The sequence below is a fragment of the Pseudomonas sp. HR96 genome (assembly GCF_034059295.1).
GTDB lineage: Bacteria > Pseudomonadota > Gammaproteobacteria > Pseudomonadales > Pseudomonadaceae > Aquipseudomonas.
The window spans coordinates 2,267,996-2,293,130 of record NZ_CP139141.1 but is presented as its reverse complement, the minus strand read 5'-3'; the positions used below and the strand labels follow the sequence as shown (position 1 = coordinate 2,293,130).

Below are 25,135 nucleotides of genomic sequence, written 5' to 3'. Positions count from 1 at the left end.
CGATCGATCACTCGCGGCTGATCGCCCCCGCCATGCCGGCCACCGGCCTGGCCTGCACTGGCGCCCTGTCGAGTCCAGCCCCTGGGGTCGCTTCGCGGCGCCCCAGCCGGTGCCCGTCATCCCTGCGCTCGGCGGCGCTGGGCTGTGGCTCGGGTTCCGGCGCATTGTTCAGTGCGCGGTGCAGCTTGGCGCTGTCCAACGCACCCACCCACTTGGCAATCGCCAACGTGCCGACGCCGTTGCCGATGGTGTTGGTGATGGCGCGCGCCTCCGACATGAACCGATCAACACCCAGCAACAGCACCATGCCTGCCACCGGGATGGTGCCCAGCGAAGATAAGGTCGCGGCCAGGATGATGAACCCCGAGCCTGTGACCCCGGCGGAGCCCTTGGAAGTGAACATCAGCACGGCCAGCACGATCAATTGGTCGCTCAGCGATAATGGTGTGTTGGTGGCCTGGGCGATGAAGATAGCCGCGATGGTGTAATAGATCGCCTGGCCGTCAGGGTTGAAGGTCAGGCCGGAAGGAATGACCATGCCCGCAACCGGTTTCGAGACGCCGGCCTTTTGCATTTTGGTGATCATCTGCGGCAGCACCGATTCGGACGAGCTGGTGCCGAGCACCGTGAACAGTTCTTCCTTGATGAAACGCAAGTATTTCCACAGGCTGAAACCGCAATAGCGGCAAACGGGGCCCAACACCAGCACCACGAAGACGACGCAGGTCAGGTAGACGCAGGCCATCAGCTTGCCGAGGGAAAACAGCGAGGCAAATCCGTATTTACCGATGGTGAAGGCGATGGCGCCGAAAGCGCCCAAGGGTGCCAGGCGCATGACCATGTTGACGATGCGGAACATCCCCTGCATCAGACTTTCCAAAGCCTCGACTATCGCAGCGGCACGCGCGCCCACCTGGGCCAAGGCAATGCCCAGGAGGATGGAAAACATCAGGATCTGCAACACATTGCCCTTGGCAAAGGCGTCTACCACAGTGTCGGGAATGATCCCCAGAAGAAAGTCCATGAACGATGAATGCTTGGCCGCCGAGGTATAAGTGGCAAGGCTGCCGGTGTCGAGTGAGGCAACGTCGACATTCATGCCGGCGCCGGGTTTGAACACATTGACCACCACCAGGCCCACCACCAGCGCCAGGGTCGAGACCACTTCGAAATACAGCAGGGCGCGCAGCCCTACCCGTCCCAGTTCCTTCATGTTTTCCATACGGGCAATGCCGGTGACCACGGTGAGGAAGATCACCGGCGCCAGCAGCATCTTGATCAGCTTGATGAAGGCGTCGCCGATCGGCTTGAGATCGGTGGCGGCGCCGGGATACAGCACGCCGACGATAGCGCCGCAGATCACGGCGATGAGCACTTGCACGTAGAGTTTGCCGAAGATGCGTTTCATGACGGGCCCTGGTTATTGTTTTTTTCAGGAGAGCCCGGAAGCTCGGCCGACCGGCAGCCGACTTCCGTGGCGCAATACTTCTGTGCTGGGAGGTCGATCAGCGGGCGATGAGCTGCAGCACCGCGTCGGTGACCTGGCGCGTCGTGGCCGTGCCGCCCAGGTCCGGGGTGTGCACCCCCGCCTCGGTGACCGCCTCGATGGCCGACATCAGTTGGCGCGCGGCGGCGATTTCGCCAAGGTGCTCGAGCATCATTGCTGCGGTCCAGAACGTGGCGATCGGGTTGGCGACGCCCTTGCCGGTGATATCGAACGCGGAGCCATGAATCGGCTCGAACATCGACGGGAACCGGCGACCGGGGTTCAGGTTCGCGGTGGGAGCGATGCCCAGGCTGCCGGAAAGCGCTGCGGCGAGATCGGACAAGATGTCGGCATGCAGGTTGGTGGCGACGATGACATCCAGCGTCGCCGGCTTGAGCACCATGCGCGTGGTCACCGCATCCACCAGTTCCTTGTCATGCTGGACGTCGGGAAAGTCTTTGGCGACCTCGTAGAAAATCTCGTCCCACAACACCATGCCGTGGCGCTGGGCATTGGACTTGGTCACCAGGGTGAGATGCTTGCGAGGTCGGCTGCGCGCCAACTCGAAGGCAAAGCGATGGATACGTTCGACGCCGGTGCGGGTAAACACCGAGACTTCGGTCGCCACCTCTTCCGGCAGCCCGCGGTGCACGCGCCCGCCGTTGCCTGAATACTCGCCTTCGGAGTTTTCCCGCACGACCACCCAGTCGATCTGGTCACCGTTGTGCAACGGGCTCTTGACGCCGGGCAGTACCCGCGCCGGACGCACATTGGCGTACTGGTCGAAGCCTTGGCAGATCGGCAGGCGCAGGCCCCACAACGAAACGTGGTCCGGCACATTCAGCGCCCCCACCGCGCCAAAGAAAATCGAGTCGAACGACTTGAGCTCTTCGAGCCCCCCTTGGGGAATGTAGTAGCCGTGCTTGAGGTAGTTTTCGGAGTTCCAATCGAAATGCTTGAACTGCAGGGTGAAGGTGCCCGCGCGGCGGGCCAATGCCTCGAGCACCTCGACGCCGGCCGCGATCACCTCCACGCCAATGCCGTCGCCAGGTACTGCCGCAATCTTGTAAGTCGCCATCATGTACTCCAGTCGCTTGTTGTTGTTCTGCCGTTAGCCCCGCCAGACAGCTGTTCAGCAGGGGTACGCCTGGAGTATATGTAGTGAAAATAAGCTTTTGGTTAACCTGAAATAACTACACTCATGAACTGAGGTTATCAATGAGCTCGACCCAGGATCTGTCTTTCTTCCATCTGCTGGCCAAACAGGGCAGCCTGGTGGCCACCGCCCGCGAGTTGGGCCTGACACCGCCGGCGGTGAGCAAACGCCTGGCCGCCATGGAAGCCCGGCTAGGCGTGCGCCTGGTCCATCGAACCACGCGTTCCATGAGCCTCACGCCCGAAGGAGAAGTGTACTTTTCCCACTGCGCGCGGATCCTCACGCAGATTGACGAGGTCGAACAATTGGTGCGCAGCAGCCGCGCCACGCCCAAAGGCTTGATCAGGGTCAATGCGTCATTGGGCTTTGGCCGGCGGCATATCGCGCCGGCACTGGCTGGCTATTTCGCCCGCTACCCGGAGGTCGAGATCCAGCTGGAAATCAGCGACCACCCGCTCGACCTTGCCACTCACGGTTTCGATCTCGGCATCCGCTTCGGATCCCTGCCGGACGCCGCGCTGCATGCGCGCAAGATTGCCTCCAATCGCCGGCTGCTCTGCGCCTCCCCGCAGTATCTGGAACGCCATGGCACGCCGCAGACCCTCAGTGAGCTGCAAGGTCACAACTGCATCTTCATTCGCCAGAACGAAACTCCCTTCGGCGTCTGGAGCTTCAACAGCGGCGGGCGCACCGAAAACGTCAAGGTGCACGGCGCCCTTGCCTGCAACGATGGTGAAGTGGCGCTCAATTGGGCACTGGAGGGCTACGGCGTGCTGCTGCGGGCGGAGTGGGACATCGCCCGCTATGTGCGCAGCGGGCGCCTCAAACTGTTGCTGGAAAACCTGAGCCCGGCGCGGGCCGACGTCTACGCGGTCTACCCGCAGACGGCGCACTTGTCGATCAGGGTGCGCAGCCTGATCGACTTCCTCGTCGAGCGTTTCAAACACCTGGACAAGGTGCAGAACGCTTGAGCAACCTGAGCCTGCGCGACAAACCTGGGTCGCAATCAGGCTGAACTTTCAAAATCGCCGCACCCTCCCATCTTCAACGCATCGGCGCAATCATCGCCGGCGCGACTTCCCTCGATATGAAGATGGAGCAGCACTCATGAGCAACGAATTGGCAGGCAAGAAGGTTCTTTTCATCACCGCCAACACCGGGATCGAACGGGACGAACTGGTCAAACCGCTGGAAGCCCTCAAGGCCCAGGGGGCGGAGGTGACCCACGGTTCCAGTGACGGCGGCACCACCCAGACCTTCGTCCAGGACACCGAGAAGGATCGCACCGTCGAGTCGCAGGCGGCGCTGGCCGGGCTCAAGGCAGCAGATTTCGACGCCCTGGTGATTCCCGGCGGCACGGTGAATGCCGACACCCTGCGCCTGGACGAAAACGCCCAGCGCCTGGTCAAGGAGTTCGCCGACGCGGGCAAGGTCATCGCCGCGATCTGCCATGGTCCCTGGCTGCTGATCAACGCAGGCGTAATCGCTGGCAAGACCCTGACCTCCTATCCGAGCGTCAAGCTTGACCTGGAAAATGCCGGTGCCGCCGGCTGGGTCGATGCCGAGGTCAAGCAGTGCCCCGCCAACGGCTGGACGCTGATCACCTCGCGTACCCCCAAGGACATCCCGGCGTTCAACCAGGCCATCGCCGCAGCGCTGCAGGCAGCGTAACCCCCGTTCCTGGATGAACTCGCCAGGCCAGGCGCCCCTGAGCCTGGCCCGGCAGGCACGCCTGTGGTGATCTGCCTAAAGCTGGCCGGTCACCGGCCGAAAACCTTGGCAACAGGACGCCGCGCCTTCCGACGGTGTGCCCCTCCAAGGACGATCCAGTGGCGCCGGCTGACCTGATACCGGGTTTCATCAAAACGCTTTCCCCCTTCATGCTGGGCGCCAGCGCGGGGTTTCTACTCGCCACCCTGCTAAGGGTGTTGCAAAAAATCATAGCCGGCCACGGCTCCATCGTGCGCAGGAAGTTCGCCGCCTGTGCGTTCTGGATTCTCAACGCTGCCAGCTGGGCCGCCTTGTATATCGGCTACCTTCGGCACAGTGAGCTGCCCCTTGGCGAAGTCGCCGCAGCGGCCCTCTTCGGCTTGCTGCTGCAGCTCTATTGCGCGCGCTTTCACTCCCCCGGAGCGCCGATCCGGCCGCGCTGGCTCTCGTGCAATGTGCTCTGCGCGCTGGCCCTGGCCTGTTGGCTGCTGTCCCTGGGCTTCAGGGGGCTGGGCGCCGACCAGAAGCACATGTGGTATGGCGGCGAGCTGCTGGCCTGGGGTTGGCTGGGTTTGGGCCAGACCCTGGCCTGGTTGGCCAACCCTCTGTTCCTCTGGACGCTGGTGCGTTTAAGCACCCGGCGCCGAACCCTTGTCTCTGGCCCTTTAGCCTTTGTGCTCGCGCTCGACACCTGGCGGCTGGACACTTACCTGGCCGACGAGGGCGGTGGCCAATACCAGGTCTACGGCTATGGCTGGGGCGCGGTGCTGTGGCTGCTGTCCATGACCCTGCTGCTGGCGGCCTGCGGCAGCGTGCGAACTGCCCATCCGCACTCGCCGGTGGCCCTCGTACGGCCCCAGCCCTGGCTTCGCCCACTGGGGCTGGCGCTCGGCGTGCTGGTGGTGGCCGCAGCCGGCGCCCTGGCCATGGAGCAGCGGCAGATCGCCAACCACACCGAACAGGCTGCCCTGGCCGCCTTCGCCTTCAAGCGCGACGCTGTATGCACCCGGGAAGTGCCGCCGGTCGAGCACCCCGTCGCGCACATCAGCGGGCCGCTGACGCTGCTGATCGAAGCGCGCGAGCATGCCAGCGCGTACCCTTTCGAAGACCTCGAAGATCTGCTGAGCTGGGGCATTCCGGCGATCCGCGTGCAGGACCGGGACTATCAGCTGAGCGACGTGGGCGGGGAGCGCATGATGACCTCAGTGCCGGCGGCGGGCCCTACCCCGCTGGGCCTGCTGATACGCACCGACGGACCCAACCTGAGCGCCCTGCTGCAGGCCGAGGGCGGGGTGGTGCTGTTCAAACAGGACTGGAAACGCTCTCCGGCTTACGGGCACAGCGGCTGCCCGGACTTTTCCCCTTTCCCGGCCCCGGAGCAACAGCCGCGGGCGCTGCTGACCTCGGCGTTGGGGTTGCCGGCAAAGCCCGTCATCCCGTTCGACCGCTATGCCGTCGCCGATTCGGTCGACTATCAGGGCGTGGTCACCGCCCAAGGCATGGCCGCACCGGTGGATGGACGCAGCCGCAACCCTGGCTGCCCTGCCACCGTCGGCTGGGTATCGGCCCGGGCCGACCGCACCCCGGATTTCATCAGCCGCCGCGACGGCCTGCGCATCGGTGACAAATGGTTCTTTGCCCGCCGTATCGGTGAGCCAAAGCTATTTTGCCAGACCGATTCAGCCTTCCTGTACAGCGTTGGCGACCGAACGGAGCTGTTGACCCTGATGATCGAAAAACGTCGCCTGAGCGATTTCCAGCGCCATTGGCGAATCTTCGTCGAGGTGACTGCGCCCCAAACTTTTATCGAGAATGCCAAGCGCGGCGTCACGCTGGACTCAGTGGTCGAGCAGGATGACCAGATGATTCTGCAACTCAGCGACCCACGGGATGGAAGGCAGATCACCGTGGTGGCCAAACCGAAACCAGGCAAAGCCCGACGCTGATGCACCGACCCGATCATTATCAATTACTTACAATTTAGCGCTGGCGCACGCCTGCAGATATGCCATTTTCCCGACGTCAAAAAATAAAAGAATGGACGGGATTCCATGGCACGCCAATCAGACCTGCGCTACACCTTTGCGGCCCTCGCCAGCGAGGCGAAATTCGAGGTTGTCAGCTTCCACCTCACCGAAGGCCTCTCCCAGCCCTTCCTCCTCAGCCTGACCCTGTCCAGCCATGACCCCGACATCGACTTCGCCGGCCTGCTCGACTGCGCCGCGCTGTTCACCCTGTGGCACGGCGGCACCCCGGTCCGCCACGTCCATGGCCTGATCAGCAGCGTGCAGGTCGGCCAGAGCGGCTTTCGCCGCACCCAATACCAAGTGGTGATCGAACCCCAGCTGGCGCGCCTGGCCCTGTGCTCGAACTGGCGCATCTTCCAGCACCAGAGCGTGCCGCAGATCATCGACCAGGTGCTCGGCGAGCATCACCTGCTCAACCGCGAGCAACACCTTACCTCGCCTCACCAGCCCCGCGAATACTGCGTACAGGCCGGCGAAACCGACCTCGCCTTCCTCGCCCGCCTCGCCGCCGAAGAAGGCCTGCTGTACAGCTTCGAACACGATGACAAGGGCCACCGCCTGGTCTACACCGACCGCATCCTGTGTCTGGCCGCCATCGGCGAAAAAGACGCATGCAGCGTCCTCTACCAGGGGGCCGCAGGCGGTGATCAGCCGCAGCCAGCCCTGAACCGCTTCAGCTACACCGAAAAGGTCTGCACCGCCCGCCAGGTGCAACGCGACTACACCTTCACCCACCCGCGCTACAACCTGCAGCACTCGCACCAGGGCCGCGACCTGCAACGCCAGGGGCCTGACTACGAACGCTTCGACTACCCCGGCCGCTACAAGCGCGACGCCGCCGGCCAGCCCTTCACCGAGACGCGCCTGCTGGCCCTGCGCAACAGCGCGCGGGTGGCCGAGGCCACGGGCGATGATCCACGGGTGCGGCCGGGCCGCGAATTCCAGTTGGTCGAGCATCCGCGCCAGGCGCTGAACGCCTGGTGGCGGCCCGTTTATGTCGAGCACCAAGGCGCCCAAGCCCTGAGTCAGGAAGAGGACGCCGTGGGCGCGCCCTCAGGCACCTACTACACCCAGACCGCCCAACTGGTCGATGGCCGCGCCGAGTGGAAAGCCGAACTGCTGCCCCCACCCCGCATCAGCGGCACTCAGACCGCAACCGTCACCGGACCGCCCGGCGAGGAGATCTATTGCGACGAGTGGGGCCGGGTCAAGGTCAGCTTCCCCTGGGACCGCGAGAGCAGCAACGACGACAAGAGCTCGTGCTGGGTGCGGGTCAGCCAGGGCTGGGCCGGCACCATGTGGGGTGCCATGGCCATTCCGCGAGTCGGCCAGGAGGTGCTGGTGGGCTTCAATGACGGCGACCCGGACCAGCCGATCATCATCGGCCGAGCCTACCGTGCCGACAACCGGCCGCCCTATGAGCTGCCCAGGCACAAGACGCGCATGTCGCTGAAAAGCCAGACCCACAAGGGCGAAGGCTTCAATGAGCTGCGCTTCGAAGATGAACTGGGCCAGCAGGAGGTATTCATCCATGCCGAGCGGGACCAGAACAACCGGGTCAAGCATGACGAAACGACCGAGGTCGGGCATGACCGTACGGAGAGCGTCGGGCATGACGAGCGGGTGAGCGTCGGCAACGATCAGTCGATCAGCGTCGGCAACAACCGCTTCGTGAACGTCCAGACCCGCCTGGATACCAAGGTCGGGGGCGACCTGCGCGACAGCGTCGGCAACAACCGCTTCGATGTCACCCGTGCTGACCACCTTATCGAGATAGGTGGCGACTACGAGGAGCAGGTCAAGGGCGAACAAAGCCTGGTGGTCAGTGGTGGCGTCAAGGTCGAGAGCACCACCTGGCGGCTGGAGGCCAGCGAGCGCCTGGTGTTTCAGGCACCGGGCGGCAGCCTCACCGTGGATGCCGAGGGCGTTCACTTGCAAGGCGTGAGCATCCAGGTGCTTGGCCCGCTCAATCGGACCGCCCGAGGCGTCGCCACGCCGTCGCGGGTGCAGCTTGAGCCCCAGGTCGCCAGGGACTGCGAGGTGGGCGACGAATGATCCTCCATCGCCTCGAAGCCCTTGCCCACGAATGCCTCGCCAACCATTGGCCCCTGTACCTGTTGCTCGATCCCTTGGCCGGCTGCGCGACAGACGACGCGCTGCACCCCGACCATCTGCGCGAACAGTTGGGCAGCCAGGCGCTGACTCCCGTGCCCAGGCCCGACCTGGCCCATGCCCTGCTGTCCTGCCCGCTGCTGGTGCGCCTGGCCGCAGCGGGTGAATCCGCGCCGCAGCCATTGCTGGAACGCTCGGCCCGCAGCGGCGAGCAGGATGAGCCCGGATTCCGCCGCTACGTCTGCGGCTGGCTGAGCAGCACGGAACCTGCCGAAGCCATCGGTCGGCATCTGATCGAGCTCGGCCGGCTGGCGGGGGCGCCCCAAGGCAGGTTTTGCCCCATCCACGAACCGCTGCGCCTGGAACTGCTGGCCGCCTGTCACCAGGCTGGGGGCCCCGTTCCCTGGTGGCCGGTCCGCCGCTGGCTGTATCCAGCCAGCCACGGCGAACCCTGTGTGCTGAGTACAGATCAGGCTCAGCCCCTGATGCTCGATGCCCGCGCCAGTTCGACCCTGGCCGAGGCCCCGCTCATCGCCAGAATCATGCGCCTGTGGTGGCACCGCTGCGGGGCGCTGCCCCCGACCGCCACTCCCGATGTGCTGCGCCAGGTGCAGCAGGCGCGCCAACTCAAGCTGTACGAGCCCCGGGACATCATCACCCTCGCCCTGCATCAGTTGGCTGTGCACCCGGACCTGCATCGACATTCGCTGATCCGCGATTTCATCGCCCAAGCCGGTGCCGGCCGCCGCAGCCTCGCGGCAGCCTTCGACAGCATGACCCAGGACGCCTGGGACGATGTGCTTTGGCACCACCATCATGGAGTGGCCCGATGATCCGCGACATTGCCCAATTGACCACCCTCGAAAACGAATGCAACTTCTGCCTCGAAGCCTGTAACGTCTGCCAGCGCAGCGGCTTGCCCATCCTGCCCCTGCGCCGCGCGCTGGTGCCCAAGGAGCCGGTATGGCCAGAAGTTGCAACCGAGTTGCCCGACACGCAACTGGGCCTGCGCACCCTGCGCGCCGGCTATCTCTATGTCCTGCTCGACCAGAAGGTCTGGCAGGCCTACGAGGTCATGGCCGACGGCTACCTGCGCCAGATCGACCCGTACCGCCGGCGGGCGGCCAGCTACAACGTGCTGTCGAGCACCTGCATTCACGGCGATCACGATATCCCCGCCTCCTTCCTCAACATCGACACCGCTCGATACAGTACCGCTGACATCGCCTTTTCCGGCGACCCATGGCCCAGGAGCGTGCTCGACGCCTACAAGGCCGGCACCGGCTTTGCGCGCTTGCAGAGGCTCGACCTCGCCACCGCGCGCAACGACCCCGCCGCCACCGGCCTGGCGATGACCGGCGACCAGCCGCAGGTCCTCGAGCACGTCTACGAATACCGCGACTTCGTCCCAGGCTTCACCAGCGTCCACGGCTTTCACTCAAGGGCGGATCGGCGCATGCCCCTGCGCCAGTACCTGCGCGACGGCATGGCCCGCCACAATCTAGCGCACGGCCTGGTGGCCGTGATCATCGACGATACGGTAGGGTTGGTGCAGGAATACAACGGCCTGCGCGCCAGCTGGGCGCACGCCCGGCAATACTGGCTGGAGGAGCCGGAGCGGGCCTACCAGCAGCAGACTTCACAGATCTTGCTGACCATCCGCGAGCTGAACCGGCAGTGGGCCGAGCCCAAGGTGCCCCGGCACCGCCCGATGAGCAAACAGCCCTACCCACACATCGTGCCCTGGGCCACCGAGCGCCAACGCCTGGTCGACGCCCTGGTCAACGAATCCAACGAACGCCTGGAAGAACGCTACGACGAACCTCGCCGCGCCGCCTTCCAGGCCGCCTACGACCAGCAGCTGCAAGACTATCAGCAGCAGATCGACCGTTATGCGGCGCTCTACGCTGCTGCGTTCGGTTCGGCAAAATTCGCACTCATCCAGCAGCACGATTACGCCGCCAACGACCTGAACTGCGCCATCGCCTACGCCAAGATGCTCTCGCTGTGCCTTCGCGGCGGCATCAGCGAGGCCCCGGGCAACGCTGACGGGCCGACCGCGCAGCTATGGCTCAAGCTGCTCCAGGACCCCAAAGGCCCGGTTTACCAGGCCCTGCTGCTGCGCGACCAGAACCTGCTGTCCTGTCTGCTGCCGATATTCGAAATCGATGGCCCGATCGACTGGCAGGACAGCAACCGCTTGTACACCTTGCTGACCAAGACACTCCTGAGCAAGGAAGCGGAAAAGCTGCGCCGCGCGCATCTGCAGGAAGCCATTGCGCAACTGCTGGCAGCCATGAACTCCGCCGGAGCGCGCCTCAAGGAGCTACTGGGCCCCGGTGTGGAACTGGCCATCTCGCGCCTCAACTCGGCCAGCCAGCTGCTCTACAACGGTGTGCACCTGACCGAATTGCGCGTGCAGATGAAGCTCAGCGAGTACTACGCGCTGCAGTCGGCACACATCCGCAGCTTGCAACACAAGCTGGCCAATGGCGCCGACCGAGCAGTCAAGCGCACCCGCGAAAAGGTCGAGCCATTGATCATGGGCGGCGTACTCAGCCTCTCGGTGCTGGACCCCAAGCTGGCGCACCTGGTGGTCGGGGTATCAGTCTGGGTCGAAGGCACCTTGGAGGACCTCAAGAGCAGCCTGGCACAAGACGCCAGACCGGCGAGCAACCACGGCCTGGTGTCGAGCCGCGAGTTGCTGCCGGTGGCCGTGGAGGTCGGCACCCTGGATATGCAGACGCGCAAGCTCCTGCAGGGCTTCGAGGTCAGCTCGCAACTGGCAGGACGCTGGGTGCGAGGCGGGTTCGCCGGGCTGAGGGGGATAGCCGGAAGTGCCGATTTGTTGATCTCGGTGGGGTCGCTGTATTTATTGAATGACTCGCTGGGCAAGAATTTGAAAGCGGCAGAAAAGGTGATAGGCGATAAGGCTCCCGAGGCTGTGTTGGCCTTGCAGGGAAGCATGTTGGGTGTATTCGGGGGTGGAGTCGAGTTAGTTGGATTGGCCATCAGAGACGGCGGCCCAGCTATCACCCGGTCGCTCTTGCCTTCGACACAGGCGGCCGACTTGGCCAAGGAATATGCCAAAATCGGGAGCCGCTTTGCTATGGCGGGCGGGGTAATAATGGCTTTAACGGGTTTGCATGATGCGGCGATTGCGAATATTGCTGGCGATAGAGCTACACGAAATGGAGACGAATTCGCATCAAAAGTTTATCGAATTTCCACACTCCCGACGGTAGGCGGAGCGTTCTTCGGAGTAGCTGCCGCCTTCGCCGCATCCATATTTTTGTGGGGATTTCTTGGCATAGCGCTAGCTCTCAGCCTGCTCGGCTATTCTTTAAGCAAGCTCGGGCAAAACCAAGAATCAACCCCACTGGAACGCTGGGCACGCCGTAGTTTCTTTGGAAACGCCAATGAAACACCGAAGGTTCATTGGAAAAGCTCTGCACAAGCGAACAGTGCGATTTCAGAACTCAACGCGATAACCCTGGGAGTGAACGCGGCCGTCGAATTCCATCGTGACGGAACACTTACAAGCGGCGTGCATGCCGGTGGGCTAAGAGCGTATGAATCTATGGAGATAAAATACGAGTGGAAATATAAGCTTCGATATCACTTTTCACTTCCTCATTATGACGAAATCAGATCAGCCCTACGCTGGAGTCTCAGAGCTCACCGTGGCAAAGAAAAGCTGAAAGATTGGTATGAAGGCGGAGAGATCATCGCCCAAGGCATGCTAAACGATCTGAACCAGGGATTAGAAAGTGAAGTATGGGGTAGATCCATTCTCAACACCGAAACCCATAATACCGCCAAACCACTTGCTACTCCTTCAGTCGCTAAGCGGACCGTCAGCCAAGAGAATCGGGACGCGCTAGCGCTCACGGATTTTTTCGAAGAATTCGACATTCTTCCGCCCACTGGAAATGATTACATCGAGGCAGCCACGCTCACACTCATCTACTGGCCAGACTTATCATCAGAAAACGCTTTTGCAACCATAACATGCACTGCGGTTCGTAGTTAGACGATGTCGCACATACCCTTGAACATTACAAGCCATTTTGAGCATGGAAAAAAGATGACAAACGAACCACTTCTCCGGCCTCGCGCCTACGGCTGGAAATATGATCTACCAGGGCCAAATTCCCCGGCCACAACCGGCGTATATCCTGGCAGTCTTACCTACCCTCCAAATTACATAGACGATGTCTACCTGGAGCTACCCCGAGGAACTCTTCTAGCTCGAGGTTTCCCTTTGTGCTGTAGCTTAGCTTTTTTTGCCCTGTCATTCGGCGCTATAGACATGGCGATCGATTTCGTGCTCGCCGATGGGCGCCTCCCTCAGATGGAGTTAACCATATGCCTACTGTCGCTCTGGATCACTCTAATATGGTCTGGCATATGGTTCTGGCGAATGGATTTGCATGCGCCTGTAGACGAACCCATTCGATTCAATCGAGCTCGCAGAAAAATCTATGTCTACCGATTCCACCACTGCGGATTGAAACCGCTGAGCTCCACCGCGTGGGGTGTTCGGGTGGAGGTCTACGACTGGGACAATCTGCACGCCGAATTCTGCAGCGTATATGGCCCGATGGGCACAGGCGGTTTAGTAGAGACAGTCAGTCTCGCTATCAGAGATCCCGAAAATGGCGAACTGGTTGATCGCTTTCTGTTTGGCCATCGCGGTTATGAGGCCGAAATGTATTGGGCCATCGCGCAAATATTCATGCAACAGGGCCCCGGAGCCTTGCCCAAGTTCGATCAGCCTCCACGGGACTGGAATAACGAACCTCAATTTTTCAACATTGCACGGCGGTTTGCCCCACGAGTGTGCTGGCCAGCCGATATAGATATCGAGTCACGAACAGCACCCGAGGGAATTACGGGGAATCGTCTGTGAAAAAATTTCAGCCATTGCTTTCACCTCCCGCCTATGGTTGGAAATACGATTTGCCAGGCCCAAACTCGCCCCCGGCCGGTCCTATCTGCCCCCAGAGTCTCTCAGCAGTCCCAAACCACATTGATGATATTTATATGGAGCTACCACGCGGCACTTTGATGGCGAGGGGTGCGCCTCTTTGCGGGAGCCTTGTATTCTTTGGAGCTTCTGTTATGTCGATCGTGATCCCCATCAATCATTACAACGGTACCGGCCGCCTGCCGGATCCGATGCTGACATTTCTGCTAATAACCCTTTTTGTATCTGGAATCTGGTATGGGATTTATTTCTGGCGTATGGACTTGCATGCCCCCGTTGATGAGCCAATCCGATTTAACCGTGCCAGGAGAAAGATCTATGTCTATCGCTTCCATCACGCCGGTTTGAAACCCCTGAGTACCACTGCTTGGGGAGTTCGCGTGGAGGTCTATGACTGGGACAACCTGCATGCCGAGTTTTGCAGCGTGTATGGCCCGATGGGGACTGGAGGCCTTGTCGAGACCGTCAGCCTTGCTATCACAGAGCCGGGGAGTGGCAAAGTTCTCGATCGCTTTCTTTTCGCACATCGCGGTTATGAGGCCGAAATGTACTGGGCCATGGCACAGTTATTCATGCAACAGGGCCCCGAAGCCTTGCCCAAGTTCGACCAGCCTCCACGGGACTGGAATAACGAACCTCAATTCTTCAACGTTGCACGGCGGTTTGCCCCACGAGTGTGCTGGCCAGCCGATATAGATATCGAGTCACGAACTGCTCCCGAAGCACCGGTGGAGGATCATCGGTGAAAGAAAAGAACCCGCTGCTTTTGCCTCGCGCCTACGGCTGGAAATATGATCTACCAGGACCAAATTGTCCACCCACAACCGGCATATATCCTGACAGTCTCACCTACCCTCCGAACCACATAGACGACGTCTACCTGGAGCTACCCCGAGGAACGCTTCTTGGTCGAGGTTTCCTTATGTATTTTAGCTTGGTATTTTTTGCCCTGTCATTCGGCCCTATAGACATTGCGATTGATTCCGTGCTCGACGATGGGCGCCTCCCTGAAATGCAGATAACTATAGGCATACTGTCGCTCTGGATCACTCTAATATGGTCTGGTATATGGTACTGGCGAATGGATTTGCATGCACCCGTAGACGAACCCATTCGATTCAATCGAGCTCGCAGAAAAATCTATGTCTACCGATTCCACCACTGCGGATTGAAACCGCTGAGCTCCACCGCGTGGGGCGTCCGGGTCGAGGTCTACGACTGGGACAATCTGCACGCCGAATTCTGCCGCGTATATGGCCCGATGGGCACAGGCGGTTTAGTCGAGACAGTTAGTCTCGCTATCAGAGATCCCGAAAACGGCGAACTGGTTGATCGCTTTCTGTTTGGCCATCGCGGTTATGAGGCCGAAATGTATTGGGCCATCGCGCAAATATTCATGCAACAGGGCCCCGAAGCCTTGCCCAAGTTCGATCAGCCTCCGCGGGACTGGAATAACGAACCTCAATTTTTCAACATTGCACGGCGGTTCGCCCCACGAGTGTGCTGGCCAGCCGATATAGATATCGAGTCACGAACTGCTCCCGAAGCACCGGTGGAGGATCGTCGGTGAAAGAAAAGAACCCCCTGCTTTTGCCTCGCGCGTACGGCTGGAAATATGATCTACCAGGACCAAATTCTCCACCTACAACCGGCGTATATCCTGACAGTCTCACCTACCCTCCGAATCACATAGACGATGTCTACCTGGAGCTACCCCGAGGAACTCTTCTTGCTCGAGGTATCCATTTGTGTTGTAGCTTAGCTTTTTTTGCACTGGCATTCGGCGCTATAGACATTGCGATCGATTCCGTGCTCGCCGATGGGCGCCTCCCTGAAATGGAGTTAACTATATGGATACTGTTGCTGTGGATCACTCTAATATGGTCTGGAATATGGCTCTGGCGAATGGATTTGCATGCGCCTGTAGACGAACCCATTCGATTCAATCGAGCCCGCAGAAAAATCTATGTCTACCGATTCCACCACTGCGGATTGAAACCGCTGAGCTCCACCGCGTGGGGCGTCCGGGTCGAGGTCTATGACTGGGACAATCTGCACGCCGAATTCTGCCGCGTATATGGCCCGATGGGCACAGGCGGTTTAGTCGAGGGAGTCAATCTCGCTATCAGAGATCCCGAAAATGGCGAACTGGTTGATCGCTTTCTGTTTGGCCATCGCGGTTATGAGGCCGAAATGTACTGGGCCATCGCGCAAATATTCATGCAACAGGGCCCCGGAGCCTTGCCCAAGTTCGATCAGCCTCCACGGGACTGGAATAACGAACCTCAATTTTTCAACATTGCCCGGCGGTTTGCCCCACGAGTGTGCTGGCCAGCCGATATAGATATCGAGTCACGAACTGCTCCCGAAGCACCGGTGGAGGGTCATCGGTGACAAAAAATCATCCCCTGCTTTCGCCTCGCGCGTACGGCTGGAAATACGATCTACCAGGACCAAATTCTCCGGCCACAACCGGCGTATATCCTGGCAGTCTCACCTACCCTCCGAACCACATAGACGACGTCTACCTGGAGCTAACCCGAGGAACTTTGCTGGCTCGAGGTTTCCCTTTATGTAGTAGCTTAGCTTTTTTTGCACTGTCATTCGCACCTATAATAATTGCACTCGACTTCACACTTCCCAATGGACAGTCCCCGAAACTAATCGATAGTTTCACGTTACTGTTCCTCTGGATAACTTCAATATGGGCGGGAATATGGTTCTGGCGAATGGATTTGCATGCGCCTGTAGACGAACCCATTCGATTCAATCGAGCCCGCAGAAAAATCTATGTCTACCGATTCCACCACTGCGGATTGAAACCGCTGAGCTCCGCCGCGTGGGGTGTTCGGGTGGAGGTCTACGACTGGGACAATCTGCACGCCGAATTCTGCAGCGTATATGGCCCGATGGGGACAGGCGGTTTAGCCGAGACAGTCAGTCTCGCTATCAAAGATCCCGAGAGTGGCGAACTGGTTGATCGCTTTCTCTTTGCCCATCGCGGTTATGAGGCCGAAATGTACTGGGCCATGGCACAGTTATTCATGCAACAGGGCCCCGAAGCCTTGCCCAAGTTCGATAAGCCTCCACGGGATTGGAATAACGAACCTCAATTCTTCAACATTGCACGGCGGTTTGCCCCACGAGTGTGCTGGCCAGCCGATATAGATATCGAGTCACGAACAGCACCGGTAGCACTGGTGGAGGATCATCGGTGAAAGAAAATAATCCCCTGCTTTCACCTCGCGCCTACGGCTGGAAATATGATCTACCAGGGCCAAATTTTCCAGCCACAACCGGCATATATCCTGACAGTTTCACCTATCCTCCGAAGCACATAGACGACGTCAACCTAGAGCTACCCCGAGGAACTTTGCTGGGTTGCACTAGTTGCCGTCATCATCGTTCAACCAGCAACCAAAAACAACAAGACCGTGCAAAAGGAACCCCCTTATGAAAGCAATAGTCCTGGTCGGCCACCGTCATCACTGTCCTATCCACGGCGATGGCGAAGTCATCACCGGTTCATCCAGCACCTTGAGCAACGGCCGCCCGATCGCTCGAGTTGGCGATCTGATCAGTTGCGGTGCTGTCATCGAGACCGGCTCGCCGCATCATCTGGATGAAGGTCGGCCGATTGCACGCGTGGGTGACAGCACCAGCCATGGCGGCACACTGGAAGAAGGCGATAGCGGATGGAAGATCGATTGATGAAGGATCAGCCGAGTATTGCCGCGCAATTGCCGCCATCCTTCAGGGAATTGACCCCCAGCGGTTACGACGAGGCGCCTCCACAGGTGAATGAAGGCTTGGGCTTGGAGGTTGACGCGCCGTTCATGCTGCGTGGCGCATTCACGAACATCATGCTCGACACCAACAACGTGCTGTTCGGCCTCGCCATTCGCTTGGGCACGCTGGACGGCCACGACGACGTGCCACGGTTGTACCAACAGGTCAGCGACCAGATCCGCAACATCCTCGCGGAGGTCGGGCAGTGCGGCTATGACGACGCTTCGTTCAAGGCCTTCTCCTACTGCATGTGTTTGTTCATGGATGAAGCGGTCATGAGCCGGCCTTGGGGCGCATCGTCTATCTGGAGCGAGCACTCATTGCTCAGCGAGTTTCATCAGGAAACCAATGGCGGCGAAAAGATCTTCATCCTGATCGAGCGCATGAGTGAGGAGCCGGCCAAGTATCAGGACGTTCTGGAGTTCATGTATTTCTGCGTCGCATTAGGGCTGGAAGGCAAATATGCCCAGGAGAAGGACTGCGATGAGCAAACCCAGGCCCTGCTGGTACGGATGCATCGCGTCATCCGGAAACAGCGAGGCCCGGTGCGCGAATTCCCGGACCCATTGGCCCATGTGGTGCATCGCAAGAGACGCCATCGCCGGGAATGGCCGTGGTGGTCGCCGTATGCTGCTGCCGCCGTGGTGATGGCGATCATCTACACGAGTTATTCCATGCGCCTGGAAAGTATCACGCTGGAAGTGCTCGAGTCGCTGCATCCTCTGATGAATCCATAAGCTACGGCTGCCGCGCCGCCGTCAGGGACAAACCCGGCCATGCGGCCGCTCGGCGGCTTTGCGCCTTTCCATCGGCGTTCGGTTATTCCTGCGAGAGGCCGCAAGGGCAGCTCATTGCACAGTCCACTCGCCCCAACTCAATGCCCCACCACCATCCCACCCAACTGCCGCTCCCCACCCGGAAAGCCGCTGACCCGCGCTCGCGCGGCGATCAGCAGGCTGCCTGCAACCAGCACCAACACCACCCAGGCAAAACTCCCGGCGCCCCATTGCCCGAGCAGTAAGCCGCCCGACAGCCCGCCGCCGGCGATCGCGCTGTTCCACACCACTACATTCATCGACAACGCCACATCGGCGCCCTCCCCGGCGGCATCCGCCAGGGCGGTTTGCAGCAGCGTGGCCGCGCCGCCAAAACTGAGGCCCCAGATGAACACCCCGAGGTAGACAGCCGCCGGAAGCTGCTGGAACAGGCCGAACAGCAGCGCCACGCCGGCGAAAGCGCCAAGGCTGCCAAGCACTGCGCTGCGCAGGTGCCGATCGACCAGGCGCCCGGTCAGCCAGATCCCCAGCAGCGCCGCGACCCCGAACACCAGCAGCACCAGGTCCACCTGCCCGACCAACCCGGCGGGCGCGACAAACGGGGCGACATAGGTGTACAGAATGTTGTGCGCCAGCATCCAGGTCAGGACCACCCCCAGTACCGGCCGCACCCCCGGCGTGCGGATGACGTGGCGCAAGGGCAGGCGCGAGGCGGCCGACTGGCCCGGGTAGTCGGGCACCTTGATCAGCACCCAGGCGATCAGCACGAGGGTCAGAAGCGACATCGAGGCGAACGCCATCCGCCAGCCCAGCAGGCTGCCCAGCCAGGTGCCCAAAGGCACGCCCAGCGACAACGCCACCGGTGTACCGACCATCGCCACCGCCAGTGCCCGCCCCTGCAACTGCGGCTCGACCATACGCCGCGCGTAGCCCGCGATCAGGCTCCAGGCGAGGCCGGCGGACATGCCGGCAAAAAAACGCGCCAATAACGTCAGCCAGTAATCGGCGGACATTGCGGTGATCGAATTGAAGATGAGAAAGCCGAAGATGGTCAGCAGCAACACCCGCCGCCGGCGCCAGCCCTGGGTGGCAATCGTCAGTGGAATGGCCGCCAGCAACGATCCCAACGCATAGGCGGTCACCATCTGCCCTGCCAGCGCCGGGGAGATGCCCAGACCCTGGCCAATCTGCGGCAGCAGCCCGGCCGGCAGAGTCTCGGTGAGGATGCAGATGAACCCGGTCATCGCCAGTGCCAGCAGCGCGCTCATCGGCAGCCTGCGGTGTTGCTGTGCTTCGATCATGCGAGACCCCTTATTAATATACTGATCGATATAAATATAGAGGCAGGGAGCGAGATGTGCAACGACTTATGTATCGAGTAGTATGTATCTCTTCACTCAGGAGAATGGTTCATGGCTCGAATGGGACGCCCCCGGACATTTGATCGGGACGTGGCGATCACCCAGGCGCTGCATCTGTTCTGGCAGCATGGTTATGACGCCACTACGCTTGGCCTGCTCAAGGCCGGTATCGGCGGCGGCATCACCGCGCCAAGTTTCTACGCCGCGTTCGGCTCCAAGCAGGCATTGTTCGAAGAAGTCATCGAGCGCTACCTTGAGACCCATGGCCGGGTCACCGACAGCCTGTTCGATGCCACCCTGCAGCCGCGTGAAGCGATTGAGCGCACGCTGCGCTGTTCGGCGCGGATGCAATGTGAACGGGAGCATCCACCAGGCTGCCTGGTGGCGCTGGGCGGTATAAGCGCGGGATCGGCAGAAAGCCGCGCGGCGTCGCAGCCGCTGGCCGATGCCCGCGCGTTCAACCGGGCGGGCATCGTGGCGTGCGTGCGGCGCGCGATCGCCGCGGGCGAGTTGGCCGAAGATACTGCGGCCGAGGCCGTGGCGGCGGTGTTCGACAGCTTCATGCTGGGGCTGTCGACGCAGGCGCGCGACGGCGTGCCACACACCACGCTGGATGCCGCGGTGACTCAGGTCATGCAGGTCTGGGACAACCTGCGTCGCTGAACCCTTACTCGCCGTTCTTGATGCGGCTCCAGACGCGGGTCCGCAGCCGGTCGGTCTGCAGCGGCATGGCCTGCAGCACGAAGAGTTTCTGCATCACGCTCTCTGGCGGGTAGACCATCGGGTCGTTGCGGATGGCCGGGTCGACCAGGCTTTCGGCAGCGCTGTTGCCGTTGGCGTAGTGCACGGCATTGCTGATGCCGGCCATGACCTTGGGTTCCAGCAGGTAGTCGAGGTAGGCGTAGCCGGCGGCTTCGTCGGGTGCGTCGGCGGGCATGGCAACCATATCGAACCACATCGGCGAGCCTTCCCTGGGAATGGTGTAGGCGATCTGCTGGCCGTTGCCGGCTTCGTTGGCGCGGGACGCGGCCTGCATCACATCGCCGGAGAAGCCCACCACCAGGCAGACGTCACCGGTGGCCAGGTCGCTGGTGTACTTGGAGTTGTGGAAGTAGCGCACATAGGGGCGGATCTTCAACAGCAAGGCCTGGGCCTTGTCGTAGTCGGCCTTGTTCTGGCTGTGGTGCGGCAGGCCCAGGTAGTTGAGGGCGATGGGCAGGATCTCCGGGCCGTTGTCGAGCATGGCCACGCCGCACTGGGCCAGTTTCTGCATGTTTTCCGGCTTGAAGACGATATCCCACGAGTCGATGGGCACGTCGCCCAGCACCGCCTTGACCTTGGCCACGTTGAAGCCGATGCCGGTGCTGCCCCACAGGTACGGGAAGCCGTAGCGGTTGCCGGGGTCATTGGCCTGCAGCGCCTTGAGCAGGGTCGGGTTGAGGTTTTTCCAGTTGGGCAAGCGGCTGCGGTCCAGCGGTTTGAGCGCGCCAGCGGTGATCTGCCGGGCCATGAAGTGGTTGGACGGGAAGACCACGTCATAGCCCGAGTGCCCGGCCATCAACTTGGCGTCGAGCACCTCGTTGCTGTCGTAGACGTCGTACTGGGTGGCGTGCCCGGTACGCGCGGTGAAGTTTTGCAAGGTGTCCGGGGCAATGTAGCTGCTCCAGTTATAGATACGGACGGTGTCCGCCGCCTGGGCGGTGGATGCAACCAACAGCAACGCAGCGATCGACTTCAACATGCGGGACCTCAACCTTTGTTCTAGGCGTTATGGATGAAGGCAGTTCAGAAAATCAGCACATAGCTCTTGCGAACGGTTTCTTGTACATCCCAGATGCCCGTCGTGTTCGCAGGGAACATCAACGCGTCGCCGGCCTGGATATGAAGGGTTTCGCCATCGTCGGGGGTGAAGGTGCAGCGTCCTTGCACGAAGTGGCAAAACTCCTGTTGCACGATCTGCCGGCGCCAACGGCCCGGGGTGCACTCCCATACCCCGGCCTCGACGCGGTCGCCGTGGCTGACGCTGGTGGTTGCGACCTGGGCTATCGGCTCGCCGAGCGGGACGCCGACCGAGGTCGGTGGGTCCAGCGGCAGATGGATGGCGTCGCGAAAATGCTCGATCTTCATGCAAAGGGCTCCTTGGACTTCATCAGGCGCTCCATGCAGCCGGCCAGGCCTTCGGCCATGTGCCGGCGCCAGCGCGGCGCCTGGGGGTTGGCCAGCACCTGGTCTTCGTGGACGAAGCTCTGGATGATGGCGTTGTAGCCGAGCCAGCGCAGCGGTTCGGGCTCCCAGCGCGGCAGCGCCGTGAGGGGGCGATCGCCCAGTACCCACGGCTGGCGGGTCAACAGGTTGTCCTGGCCGAGAATCAACGCCGCCAGGGTGCGCCCGCCGAGGTTGCTCGCCCCTACCCCTTCGCCGCCGTAGCCACCGGCCAGCGCCACCTGCTGGCGGCGGTCGGCGAGCATGTGCGGGTGAAAGCGCCGGGCGACACCGAGGTTGCCGCCCCAGGCGTGGGTCAGGCGCACCTTGCGCAGGCTCGGGAACAGCTCGCCGAACAGCTGCTGGCGCAGCGTGCGCTCGGCGTCAGTGAGGTCGAAATTGCTGCGCAGGCGGCCACCGAAGCGGTAGCCGCCGCGCGCACCGAAGATCAGCCGATCGTCGCGGCTGCGCTGGCCGTAAGTGACCTGGCGACTGTTCTCGCTGAAGGCCTGGCCGCGCGCCAGGCCGATCTCGGCCCAGACATCGGCGGGCAAGGGTTCGGTGGCAACGATCAAGCTCTGCGCGGCCAGTTGATAGCGGTTCAAGGGTGGCAGCGCGCTGGCGTAGCCCTCCACTGCAGGCACCACCCAATTGGCGCTGACGCGGCCATGGGCAGTGCGGACCGCGCCGGGCTGCCAGTCGAGCACCGGGCTGCGCTCGAAAATACGCACGCCGAGGCGCTCGACGGCGTCGGCCAGGCCGCGCACCAGGCGGGCCGGCTGAACGGTCGCGCAGTGCGGGGAATACAAGGCGCCATAGGCACCGGCGACGTTGAGCTGCTCGCGCAATGCCTGGGCGTCGAGCCAGCGATAGTCATCTTCGCCCAGACCCTGAGCACGGGCGGCATCGAGTTGTTCGCGTAGGCGCCGCTCCTGCTCGGGGTAGCGCGCGGCACAGTACAGCACCCCGCCTTTGCGCAGTTCGCAGTCGATGCCTTCGACCTGGCAAACGCGCGCCACTTCATCCGGGATGCCATGCAGCAACTCATGACTGGCGTGGCGCTGCGCCGCCGGCAGCGGGCCCAGCAGACGGTCTTCGCCGAGCAGGTTGCCCATCAGCCAGCCGCCGTTGCGACCCGAAGCGCCGAAACCTGCGCATTGCGCTTCGACGATGACGATGTCCAGGTGCGGGGCTTGCTGCTTGAGGTAGTACGCCGTCCACAGCCCGCTGTAGCCGGCGCCGATGATCACCACGTCGGCCTGCAACTGCCCCTGCAAGGTGGGCCGCGGCTGCAGCTCGCCCAGTTGCTCCATCCACAGGCTCACGCCACCCCAGTCACTCATCTCGCTCTCCACCGGTTGATTGCCGGCAGAGATTACGGGCAGCGCTGGGCCTTTGTGTTATCTGCGGGCACGCGCGCAATGGCGCTTGAGCCAGGCCTTGGGCGTGCTGCCGGTGTGGCTGCGAAACGCCTTGTAGAACGCCGAGGTGGAATTGAACCCGGCGCTGGCCGCCAACCGCTCGACCGGCGCCGCCTCGCCCTGCTCGGCCAGGCGTTCGAGCAGGTAGCCCAGGCGGGCCTGGGTCACGTAGCGGTAGAAGCTCTGCCCCAGCACCTGGTTGAGCAGATACGACAGCTGGTTGCGGCTGTAGCCGGTGGCACTGGCCACCCGGGCCAGGTCCAGCTCGGGGTCGAGGAACGGCTGCTGGCCAGTGAAATAGTCGGCCAGATCCCGGGCCATGAAGCTCAACTGCCGCGCCGACAGCCCCAGCTTACTGATCGCCGGCACCTGGCGCCCCGCCTGCGCCTGGCCTTCGCGTAGCAGCGAAGCATATTCGTTGATGCGCAGGATCAGACCGTCGCTGACGGTGATCGCCTCGCTACTGCGAAACACCAGGCGCTCGCCGCTGCCTTGCAGGGCTGTCTGGTACTGGATGAATGCCGTGCTGCCGTCGACGCGGATGCGGTCGCTGTGCTCAAGGTACTCGTCGGGGTGGCGCGGCAAGGTGCCGCCGACGTACTCGCGCAGCTCGGCCAGGCCCATGCAGCGGTTCTGGAAAAAGTCGTGGTACTGCACCTGAGGGTGGTACAGGGCGAGAATCGCCTCCAGGTCGCGGTGCTTCCAGGCCAGGTGGTAGCGCAGCACCACGGCGAGGGTCAACGGGGTTTGTTCGGCGGTGTCGGCTGGCATGCAGGGCATCGGGGAGCTGGGCCTGGTAAACCGGTGGATGACTGGAAGCGGCCTGGCGGCCTCTCGGGGCCGGCACCCTGCTCGTTATCGAAACACAGGGGGCCAGCACGGGAGATGTTTCCTTTTGCATCAATTTCATTTCCTTGTGCCACAACAACCTGATCAATAATGCCGCCGGCCTGGACATTTCGTCCACTTCGCGAATCCTACAGGGAGACCTACCATGCCCGGCGAAACCTCGATGCACAAGCTGCTCAGCGGCATGAGCCCACAGCTCAACGATGGCCGTTACGTGTTCTGCACCCTCGCGGATGCCAAGCTGCCCAGCGGCCTGGAGATCATTGGCAGCTTTCGCGAGGCCGAAGGGCTGACCCTGATCCTGCCGCTTGAACAGGCGCAGCAGGCGGGCCTGGGCTACGACTACATCGCGGCATGGATCACCCTGAAAATTCATTCTTCCTTGCAGGCGGTGGGGCTGACTGCGGCAGTGTCCCGCGCCCTGGCCGATGCCGGGATCAGCTGCAATGTCATCGCTGCGTATTATCACGACCATATCTTCGTCGGCGAGGCGGATGGGCCTCGCGCGCTGGCGGTCTTGCGGGCATTGGCGCAGTCGCAGCAATGAACCTCCCAGTGACCCCGGGGGTGCTTGAGGCGCGCGTGTTCGAGCGAGGCGAAGGCGCCACCGCCAGCTCCGGCACCAGCGCCAGCGCCGTGGCCTGTGCGGCCTGGCGCGCGGGATGGATCGAGGCGGGCCAGGTGCAAGTGCGCATGCCGGGCGGCACGGCGCCGGTGCGGTTGGTCGAACAGGACGGTGCGCTGCAAGGTGTCGCGCTGTTCGGCACGGCCCGCCGAGTGAGTTGAAACCGGTTGAATCAGCTGCGCCGTTGCACGGCCACACACTTGATTTCCAGCAACAGCGCCGGATGCGCCAGGGCCTGCACGCCGATGCAGGTCCAGGCGCACTGGCTGTCGGGGAAGTAGCGATCCTTGACCCGGCGGAACAGGTCCATGTGGGTGGCAAGGTCGACGTGGTAGGTGGTCATGTCGACCACATCGTCGAAACTGCAACCGCCGGCCTCGAGCACCGTGCGCTGGTTTTCCCAGGCGGCGATGAACTGCTGCTCGGGGTCCTCGATCACCACCAGTTCTGCGGTGCGGCCGATCTGGCCGGCGCAGAACAGCGTGTCGCCGACCTTCACGGCCGGGACGTAGCCGATGCGCTCGGGGATCAGCTTCATGGACTCGGGTACGATGATTTCGCGGTCTGGCATGGTGGCTCCTCGACAGGATGGTGCAAAGCAGTTTACCCCTATCGGCCAGAGGTGGTAGGG

23 protein-coding genes and 1 pseudogene are annotated in these 25,135 nt (G+C 61.9%); 16 read left to right on the top strand and 8 right to left on the bottom strand.

What is annotated here, in order from left to right:
- Positions 1-7 precede the first annotated feature (7 nt).
- Positions 8-1,408, bottom strand: a complete 1,401-nt coding sequence (locus SFA35_RS10625) for a dicarboxylate/amino acid:cation symporter (protein WP_320578031.1) — start codon at positions 1,406-1,408, stop codon at positions 8-10.
- A gap of 97 nt (positions 1,409-1,505) precedes the next feature.
- Complete coding sequence (locus SFA35_RS10620; protein WP_320578029.1) at positions 1,506-2,564, bottom strand: tartrate dehydrogenase; 1,059 nt, start codon at positions 2,562-2,564, stop codon at positions 1,506-1,508.
- A 140-nt stretch (positions 2,565-2,704) separates the two neighbouring features.
- On the opposite strand from SFA35_RS10620, the gene SFA35_RS10615 reads away from it, so the two are divergent.
- The 13 genes from SFA35_RS10615 (at position 2,705) to icmH (ending at position 18,007) form a co-directional block, all read left to right on the top strand.
- Complete coding sequence (locus SFA35_RS10615) at positions 2,705-3,613, top strand: LysR family transcriptional regulator (protein ID WP_320578027.1); 909 nt, start codon at positions 2,705-2,707, stop codon at positions 3,611-3,613.
- Between the two features lie 136 nt (positions 3,614-3,749).
- Positions 3,750-4,313, top strand: coding sequence for a type 1 glutamine amidotransferase domain-containing protein (locus tag SFA35_RS10610; RefSeq protein ID WP_320578025.1), 564 nt, complete (start codon positions 3,750-3,752; stop codon positions 4,311-4,313).
- A gap of 257 nt (positions 4,314-4,570) precedes the next feature.
- Positions 4,571-6,298: a hypothetical protein gene (locus SFA35_RS10605; protein WP_320578023.1), complete on the top strand. Its 1,728-nt coding sequence runs from the start codon at positions 4,571-4,573 to the stop codon at positions 6,296-6,298.
- A gap of 105 nt (positions 6,299-6,403) precedes the next feature.
- Positions 6,404-8,434, top strand: coding sequence for a type VI secretion system Vgr family protein (locus SFA35_RS10600; protein WP_320578021.1), 2,031 nt, complete (start codon positions 6,404-6,406; stop codon positions 8,432-8,434).
- The gene (locus SFA35_RS10595; RefSeq protein WP_320578019.1) at positions 8,431-9,324 is read left to right on the top strand and encodes a hypothetical protein; all 894 of its coding nucleotides are present in this window, start codon (positions 8,431-8,433) and stop codon (positions 9,322-9,324) included. Before SFA35_RS10600 ends, SFA35_RS10595 begins: the two co-directional genes overlap by 4 nt.
- Positions 9,321-12,524: a T6SS effector BTH_I2691 family protein gene (locus SFA35_RS10590; RefSeq protein ID WP_320578017.1), complete on the top strand. Its 3,204-nt coding sequence runs from the start codon at positions 9,321-9,323 to the stop codon at positions 12,522-12,524. Before SFA35_RS10595 ends, SFA35_RS10590 begins: the two co-directional genes overlap by 4 nt.
- Before the next feature lie 390 nt (positions 12,525-12,914).
- On the top strand, positions 12,915-13,403 hold the full coding sequence (locus SFA35_RS10585; protein ID WP_320578015.1) for a DUF6708 domain-containing protein: 489 nt from the start codon (positions 12,915-12,917) through the stop codon (positions 13,401-13,403).
- 212 nt (positions 13,404-13,615) lie between these two features.
- The gene (locus SFA35_RS10580; RefSeq protein ID WP_320578013.1) at positions 13,616-14,227 is read left to right on the top strand and encodes a DUF6708 domain-containing protein; all 612 of its coding nucleotides are present in this window, start codon (positions 13,616-13,618) and stop codon (positions 14,225-14,227) included.
- Between the two features lie 335 nt (positions 14,228-14,562).
- On the top strand, positions 14,563-15,051 hold the full coding sequence (locus SFA35_RS10575; RefSeq protein ID WP_320578011.1) for a DUF6708 domain-containing protein: 489 nt from the start codon (positions 14,563-14,565) through the stop codon (positions 15,049-15,051).
- 335 nt (positions 15,052-15,386) lie between these two features.
- A complete protein-coding gene (locus tag SFA35_RS10570; protein ID WP_320578009.1) occupies positions 15,387-15,875 on the top strand; it encodes a DUF6708 domain-containing protein in 489 nt (162 codons plus the stop codon).
- Positions 15,876-16,210: 335 nt separating this feature from the next.
- Positions 16,211-16,699: a DUF6708 domain-containing protein gene (locus tag SFA35_RS10565; RefSeq protein ID WP_320578007.1), complete on the top strand. Its 489-nt coding sequence runs from the start codon at positions 16,211-16,213 to the stop codon at positions 16,697-16,699.
- 235 nt (positions 16,700-16,934) lie between these two features.
- Complete coding sequence (locus SFA35_RS10560; protein WP_320578005.1) at positions 16,935-17,192, top strand: PAAR domain-containing protein; 258 nt, start codon at positions 16,935-16,937, stop codon at positions 17,190-17,192.
- Positions 17,177-18,007, top strand: coding sequence for a type IVB secretion system protein IcmH/DotU (gene icmH / locus SFA35_RS10555; protein ID WP_320578003.1), 831 nt, complete (start codon positions 17,177-17,179; stop codon positions 18,005-18,007). Before SFA35_RS10560 ends, icmH begins: the two co-directional genes overlap by 16 nt.
- A 137-nt stretch (positions 18,008-18,144) precedes the next feature.
- On the opposite strand, the gene SFA35_RS10550 is transcribed toward icmH, so the two are convergent.
- Positions 18,145-19,347: an MFS transporter gene (locus SFA35_RS10550; protein ID WP_320578001.1), complete on the bottom strand. Its 1,203-nt coding sequence runs from the start codon at positions 19,345-19,347 to the stop codon at positions 18,145-18,147.
- Between the two features lie 111 nt (positions 19,348-19,458).
- On the opposite strand from SFA35_RS10550, the gene SFA35_RS10545 reads away from it, so the two are divergent.
- On the top strand, positions 19,459-20,070 hold the full coding sequence (locus tag SFA35_RS10545) for a TetR/AcrR family transcriptional regulator (protein WP_320577999.1): 612 nt from the start codon (positions 19,459-19,461) through the stop codon (positions 20,068-20,070).
- 4 nt (positions 20,071-20,074) lie between these two features.
- On the opposite strand, the gene SFA35_RS10540 is transcribed toward SFA35_RS10545, so the two are convergent.
- The 4 genes from SFA35_RS10540 to SFA35_RS10525 are packed head-to-tail and all read right to left on the bottom strand — an operon-like array spanning position 20,075 to position 23,801.
- Positions 20,075-21,148 carry a polyamine ABC transporter substrate-binding protein gene (locus SFA35_RS10540; RefSeq protein ID WP_320577996.1) on the bottom strand — a complete coding sequence of 358 codons (1,074 nt, stop codon included), beginning with the start codon at positions 21,146-21,148 and terminating at the stop codon, positions 20,075-20,077.
- A gap of 44 nt (positions 21,149-21,192) precedes the next feature.
- Complete coding sequence (locus tag SFA35_RS10535) at positions 21,193-21,534, bottom strand: cupin domain-containing protein (protein WP_320577994.1); 342 nt, start codon at positions 21,532-21,534, stop codon at positions 21,193-21,195.
- On the bottom strand, positions 21,531-22,952 hold the full coding sequence (locus tag SFA35_RS10530; RefSeq protein WP_320577992.1) for an FAD-dependent oxidoreductase: 1,422 nt from the start codon (positions 22,950-22,952) through the stop codon (positions 21,531-21,533). The genes SFA35_RS10535 and SFA35_RS10530 overlap by 4 nt, the downstream gene beginning before the upstream one ends.
- A gap of 57 nt (positions 22,953-23,009) precedes the next feature.
- On the bottom strand, positions 23,010-23,801 hold the full coding sequence (locus tag SFA35_RS10525) for a nuclear transport factor 2 family protein (protein ID WP_320577990.1): 792 nt from the start codon (positions 23,799-23,801) through the stop codon (positions 23,010-23,012).
- A gap of 223 nt (positions 23,802-24,024) precedes the next feature.
- Here SFA35_RS10525 and SFA35_RS10520 point away from each other — a divergent pair, with 223 nt between their 5' ends.
- Positions 24,025-24,426, top strand: a complete 402-nt coding sequence (locus SFA35_RS10520) for an ACT domain-containing protein (RefSeq protein ID WP_320577988.1) — start codon at positions 24,025-24,027, stop codon at positions 24,424-24,426.
- Positions 24,399-24,665: pseudogene (locus tag SFA35_RS10515) on the top strand (diaminopimelate epimerase); the annotation flags it as partial. The gene SFA35_RS10520 and the pseudogene SFA35_RS10515, both read left to right, overlap by 28 nt.
- Positions 24,666-24,676: 11 nt before the next feature.
- Here SFA35_RS10515 and SFA35_RS10510 read toward each other — a convergent pair.
- Entirely contained in the window at positions 24,677-25,075 is a 399-nt protein-coding gene (locus SFA35_RS10510) for a RidA family protein (protein ID WP_320577986.1), read from the bottom strand.
- Positions 25,076-25,135 lie beyond the last annotated feature (60 nt).